The sequence below is a fragment of the Tenacibaculum sp. M341 genome (assembly GCF_004337695.1).
Taxonomy (GTDB): Bacteria; Bacteroidota; Bacteroidia; order Flavobacteriales; family Flavobacteriaceae; genus Polaribacter.
On the sequence record NZ_SJXJ01000007.1, the window covers coordinates 105,462 to 113,008 of the forward strand.

Here is a 7,547-nt window from a genome sequence, read left to right on the forward strand (position 1 = left end):
TCAGTCACATTCCCCCTTTTTTTAGTGTAGAGTTTTATTCCGGGGATTTTGATAAAATTTCTACACCCATGAGACCATTGTGAAAACAATGGTCTTTTTTGATAGATAGATAGGTAGTATAGTTATTATCAACTGAAACATGTCTTTTAGTTTTAAAAAGAATAAACAGCATCAATAATATGAAGTCATTTTTATATAAGAGAATAACATTTTTTTTAATGTTTATCTGCTAGTACTGTGTCTTAATTTTTATTATCAATAATACTGGTGATTGATACAAAAAAGTATACTAATTAAAGTGATTTTTGTCGTGTTTTTTACTGTAAAAAAGAGAAAATAATACTTTTCATTTTGTTCTGTTTTCTAAGATGCTAAAGTCTGGGTTTTTGTTGCTAAATGTTCATTCTTGTTCACCTTTTGTCTACCTTTTTTTTAATCATTTCTTTATTTCAGTATTTAGTTTTGTGCTTAAAATAAAAGAAAACAGTTGCTTTTAGGAAGTTAGGTTGCTATAGTTGTTTTTGAGATTTGTATCAGTTTTTTTGAGAATAAAAATCGAAAGTGCATAGATGATTTTAAGTTAAACTAGACTGTTTTTTTTAGAAAGAGGTTAAAATTATGAGTAAAACGATTTCTGTTATTTTAAAAGTGTTTTTTATAGCAATATGTGTGGGGTTATTATCTTTTTCTTCAATTGCTAAAAATAGTTTGTTTCCTAAAAATGAAATTATATTAGGTACAGACGTAGAAAAAAATAAAGTAGCTATTAAATCTACTGATGATAAAAAAGTATTTACTGTCAGTACATGTATAGAAAGTACAATTGAAACAGTAAATACAGAAGCTGTATTTTCATTTGATAATACAACAAACGATGAAGACGGAACAAATAATCCTGATATAACCTCATCAATTATTTTTGATATGGATAATATTGCAGGAGGAAGTTCTTTAGTATTTGACGGGGCTACAGAAATGGGCTTTCAACCTAGCTCAGCCGCAGATACTTTTGGTAGAACATTTAGAAATGTATCTGTTGGTTTTTGGATAAAACCAGATGCAGCTATACTAACAACAAATGAAGTTTTATATGAAGAAGGTGGTGCTAATGTTGGTTTTATAATTTATAGAGAAGTAACAACTGGAAACATTGTTACAAGAATAAGAAATGGAGTAAGATCAGTTATAATTGCTGATTTTGCATATCCTGCGGATAATGATTGGCATCATGTAGCTTTTACATTTAATAACGGTAGAGGTGTTACTTATTTAGATGGAGAAATAGGAGGTGATGTTACTGTTTCAACTACTCAAATGCCTGCTCATTTGAATGCTAGTGGCTTTGGTAATGTATATGGAAGCTCACATATAGCATCAGATTTTTCAACTAATTTTGGAAGCTATCAAGGTAAAATGGATGAAGCTTTTTATAGTTATAATACCATTAGAGGAGGGCAAATTTTACAATACATACAATGTTTAAAAGGAAGTGCTATTGGTGATTCAAATCCAATTTTATGTCCAGATGTAGCTTTTCAAACAAATAGTGGTGAATATTACAGTATCGATTTAGCATCTGGTGAAACCATACAACAAACAGTTACAAATACAGTATTTACGAATACTTTTGCAGCGGGTTTCAACGAGAACGATGGTTTGATATATTCTCTGACTGCTGACCAAATAACAATCACCGAGATAGAAGAAACAGCGCCTAAAACTTATGAATTTACCAATCACAAAGCGGGTCCAGTAGTTGGTCTCCCTCCTAGTGTTAATTATGTAGCAGGTGATGTGTATGATAATAAATTATATGTTAAAACCACTTCGCTCCGTGCTATATATGAAATAGATATAGATAATACCTCTCCAACCTACTTAACACTTACTAATACAATTCTTTTAAGTAATAATATAGCTATTGGAGATTTTGTGGTTTCTAATGGAATATTGTATACTGTAGCGGAAGATGGAAATGCGTATACGATTGATTTAACTACAGGTAATGTAACTAGCCTTAGAAGAGTATCTGGTGTGGCGCCTCCATTGGCGGGAATGTTTATGGATGGAGAAGGGTTCGTATATGCTATTAACAACACTACTGGTATAATTTACAGATTAGATGTTAGTGGGGCTTTCCCAAAAGTTGTAGAATTTTCCAATACAATCACCATGGGACCTAATGATGGTATTTTTTGTAAAAGCAATATCTTCAATTTTGATTTTGGAGATGCTCCTGATTCCTATGGAATAACATTGGTAAATTCAGGAAATGGTGGCCCAAGACATTTAATTACAAATTATGATGCAATAAATTATACGTCTGACTTAAATTTAGGAGCTACGATAGATAGAGAAACCGATGGTTTTGTTAGTTTGGCTAGTGGAGATAATAATGATGAAACTGTTGATGAAGATGCCTTAACTACCATTCAGGATATTGATAGGAATGCAACTTCACATACCATAACTATCCCTTATGTAAATAACACTGGAAGTGATGCTATTATTTATGCTTGGATAGATTTTGATAGAAACGGAACTTTTGATGATAATGAAGAGTTTACAAGCACCACAGCAAGTTCTGGTGCTACTTCTGCAGTTTTAAATTGGACTTTTCCTAGTGATATTACTTTAGGAAATACATACATGCGATTTCGTATTACATCAGATGCATTAACAGACACAACTTCTGGAAATACAGATGATAGAGCTTTAGGTTTTGCTAGCAATGGTGAAGTTGAAGATTATGCTGTTAGAATAGATGGAGGAGGAAATATAAGTACTTGTTTAATAGATTATATAAGAGTTGATAATACTGAGGCTGTATTTTCATTTGATAATACGACTAACGATGAAGATGGAACAAATAACCCTGATGTTACTTCATCAATTACTTTCGATACAGATAATATTGCAGGCGGAAGTTCTTTAGTTTTTGATGGAACTACAGAAATGGGCTTTCAACATAGTACAACTACAGAAACTTTTGGAAGAGCCTTTAGAAACGTATCTGTTGGTTTTTGGATAAAACCAGATTCAAATGCACCTACAACAAATCAAATGTTGTATGAAGAAGGAGGTAATGGTGCTGGATTAGCAATTTTTAGAGCAATAACTACTGGAAATATTACGGTAAGAATACGTAACGGAGTAACCTCAGCTTTAGTTGCTGATTTTGAATGTCCTACAGATGATGAGTGGCATCATATTGCTTTTACATTTAATAACGGTAGGTGTTTATCATATTTAGATGGCGAGTTAGAAGGCGAGGTAACTGTATCTTCAACTCAAATCCCTGCACATTTAGACGATAGTGGATTTGGAGGAGTATATGGAGGTTTACACGCAGCTATGGATGTAACAACTCCTTTTGGTGGTTATGAAGGTAAAATGGATGAAGCTTTTTATGGTTATAATACATTTTCTGGAGGACAAATTTTACAATATGTGCAATGTACAACGGGCACTGTCATTGGTGATTCAAATCCAACATTATGTGCTACAGCTCTTTTTCAAGTAGCTGCTGGTGAATTCTATGAAATTAATTTATTTACAGGAGCTTCTGTTCAGCAAACAGTCACAAATGAAGTATATTCAACTTCTAATGCATATGGATACAATGAAAACGATGGTCTTAGTTATTCTTTAGTAGGTCAAGATAAAGTTATCATTTCCGAAATGGTAGAAACTGTCGCTGGTTTTGAATTTACCAATCATTTAGTTGGACCTATAATGGGTATTCCTATAGCAGGAAAACTATATGTTGCAGGAGATGTTTCCGAGAATAAACTATATGTAAAGTCAGTTGTAGATTCAGAAATTCATGAAATAGATATAGACCCAACTTCACCTACCTATTTAACGGTTACCAATACCATTACAATTAGTCCTACTCTCAGTGTTCAAACTGCTGATATAGTTGTAAATGATGATACCGTATTTTTAGTTGGAATTAATCAAGTTGCGTATTCTGTAGATTTAACTACGGGGGCACTCACTACTTTAGGTGCTGTTCCTTACCCTGTTGGTACTGGTTCGGTGTCTGATATATTTGGTGCTATGTTTATGGATGCAGATGAATTCATTTATGGTGTTCAAAATAATACAGGAATCGTTTATAGAATGGATTTAAATGTTTCTCCACCAACTATTGTAGAATTTTCAACAAGTGTCCCGACGGCTACTAACGACGGATTAGCCTGTAAAAATGCTCGTGTTAATTTAGATTATGGAGACGCACCAGATTCATACGGAACAGTATTAGTTGCCAGTGGGGTTGGAGGACCAAGACATTTAATAAACAACTACGATGAAGTAAATAATACCTCAAGTTTATCATTAGGAAGTACTGTAGATTCTGAGACAGATGGATTTGATAGTTTGGCTATTGGAGATGATAACGATGGAATAAATGATGAAGATGCTTTAGCTTTAATTCCAAATATTGATATAAATTCAAGTAGTTATACTTTAAACATCCCCTATGTAAATACTACAGGAGTTGATGCTACTATTTATGCTTGGATAGATTTTGATAGGAATGGAACTTTTGAAGATAATGAAGAGTTTACAAGTACTGTAGCTTCTTCAGGAGGAACTTCAGCTTTATTAATTTGGTCTTTTCCTGCGGATATTACCTCAGGAACAACGTATATGCGATTTCGTATTACATCTGATGTATTAACAGATACAACTTCTGGAGGAATCGATGATAGGGCTCTTGGTCCTGCAAATGATGGAGAAGTTGAAGATTATGAAGTTGAGATAATAGATTGTTCAGGTGTAGTTCCAACTGTAGGAACAGTAACGCAACCGACATGTACAACACCTACAGGTAGTTTTCAAATCACAAGCTTTAGTTCAGGTGATACCTATACATTTTCACCAAGTGTGGTCAATATTTCTTCAACAGGATTAGTAACAGCAAATCCAGGAAGTTATACTTTTACAGTAACCGATACAGATGGTTCAGGGTGTACTTCTAGTTCTAGTGCAACAATAGTTGTAAATTTATTACCAATAACACCTGCTGCGCCATTAGCAACACATACCGATCCAACCTGTACAGTTTTAACAGGAAGTATCAATGTCACAAGTCCAGTAGCGACTTCCACGTATACCTTAACAGGAATTACACCAGTGGTAGCCGCTCAAACGGGTACTAGTTTTTCAAGTTTACAACCAGGAACTTATGAGTTAACGGAGACCAATGCTAGCGGCTGTATTTCAGCTGCGACTACGATTGTTATAGATCCATTGTTGCCAGTTCCTGTAGCTCCAAGTGCTACACATGTAGATCCAACCTGTACAGTTTTAACAGGAAGTGTTAATGTTACGAGTCCAGTAGCGACTTCTACGTATACTTTAACAGGAATTACACCAGTAGTAGCTGCTCAAACGGGTACTAGTTTTTCAAGTTTACAACCAGGAACTTATGAGTTAACAGAGACCAATGCCAGTGGATGTATTTCTGCTGCGACTACGATTGTTATAGATCCATTGTTGCCAGTCCCTTTAGCTCCAAGTGCTACACATGTAGATCCAACGTGTACAGTTTTAACAGGAAGTATCAATGTTACAAGTCCAGTAGCGACTTCTACGTATACTTTAACAGGAATTACACCAGTGGTAGCTGCTCAAACGGGTACTAGTTTTTCAAGTTTACAACCAGGAACTTATGAGTTAACAGAGACCAATGCAAGTGGATGTATTTCAGCTGCAACTACGATTGTTATAGATCCATTGTTACCAGTTCCTCTAGCTCCAAGTGCTACACATACCGATCCAACCTGTACAGTTTTAACAGGAAGTATCAATGTTACAAGTCCAGTAGCGACTTCTACGTATACCTTAACAGGAATTACTCCAGTGGTAGCTGCTCAAACGGGTACTAGTTTTTCAAGTTTACAACCTGGTACTTATGAGTTAACGGAGACCAATGCCAGTGGATGTATTTCAGCAGTGACTACGATTGTTATAGATCCATTGTTACCAGTTCCTGTAGCTCCAAGTGCTACACATGTAGATCCGACGTGTACAGTTTTCACAGGAAGTGTGAATGTTACGAGTCCTGTAGCGACTTCAACATATACCTTAACAGGAATAACTCCTGTAGTAGCTGCTCAAACGGGTACTAATTTTTCAAGTTTACAACCTGGTACTTATGAGTTAACGGAGACCAATGCCAGTGGCTGTATTTCTACTGCGACTACTATTGTTATAGATCCATTGTTACCAGTTCCTGTTGCTCCAAGTGCTACGCATGTAGATCCAACCTGTACAGTTTTAACAGGAAGTGTCAATGTTACAAGTCCAGTAGCGACTTCTACGTATACCTTAACAGGAATTACTCCAGTGGTAGCTGCTCAAACAGGTACTAGTTTTTCAAGTTTACAACCAGGTACTTATGAGTTAACGGAGACCAATGCCAGTGGCTGTGTTTCAGCTTCGACTACTATTGTTATAGATCCATTATTACCAGTTCCTGTAGCCCCAAGTGCTACGCATGTAGATCCAACGTGTACAGTTTTAACAGGAAGTGTGAATGTTACGAGTCCTGTAGTTACTTCGACGTATACCTTAACAGGAATTACACCAGTTGTTGCTGCTCAAACAGGTACTAGTTTTTCAAGTTTACAACCTGGGACTTATGAGTTAACGGAGACCAATGCAAGTGGGTGTATTTCTGCTTCGACTACTATTGTTATAGATCCATTGTTACCAGTTCCTGTAGCTCCAAGTGCTACACATGTAGATCCAACATGTACAGTTTTCACAGGAAGTGTGAATGTTACAAGTCCAGTAGCGACTTCTACTTATACCTTAACAGGAATTACTCCAGTGGTAGCTGCTCAAACAGGAACCGTTTTTTCAAGTTTACAACCAGGGACTTATGAGTTAACGGAGACCAATGCTAGCGGCTGTGTTTCTTCAGCAACTACTATTGTTATAGATCCATTGTTACCAGTTCCTGTAGCTCCAAGTGCTACACATGTAGATCCAACATGTACAGTTTTCACAGGAAGTGTGAATGTTACAAGTCCAGTAGCGACTTCTACTTATACCTTAACAGGAATTACTCCAGTGGTAGCTGCTCAAACGGGTACTAGTTTTTCAAGTTTACAACCAGGAACTTATGAATTAACGGAGATCAATGCCAGCGGATGTGTCTCTGCTGCAACTACGATTGTTATAGATCCATTGTTGCCAGTCCCTGTAGCTCCAAGTGCTACGCATGTAGATCCGACGTGTACAGTTTTAACAGGAAGTGTGAATGTAACTACTCCCGTAGCGACTTCTACGTATACTTTAACAGGAATTACACCAGTGGTTGCTGCTCAAACAGGAACCGTTTTTTCAAGTTTACAACCTGGTACTTATGAATTAACAGAGACCAATGCCAGCGGATGTATTTCAGCAGCGACTACGATTGTTATAGATCCATTGTTACCAGTTCCTGTAGCTCCTAGTGCTACGCATGTAGATCCAACCTGTACAGTTTTAACAGGAAGTGTCAATGTTACAAGTCCAGTAGCGACTTCTAC

1 protein-coding gene is annotated in these 7,547 nt (G+C 36.1%); it reads left to right on the plus strand.

Annotated features, from left to right (window positions below; genetic code table 11):
• Nucleotides 1–618 precede the first annotated feature (618 nt).
• Nucleotides 619–7,547, plus strand: a 6,929-nt coding sequence (locus EYW44_RS09515; protein ID WP_132723436.1) for a GEVED domain-containing protein, incomplete at its 3' end; no start/stop codon positions are given.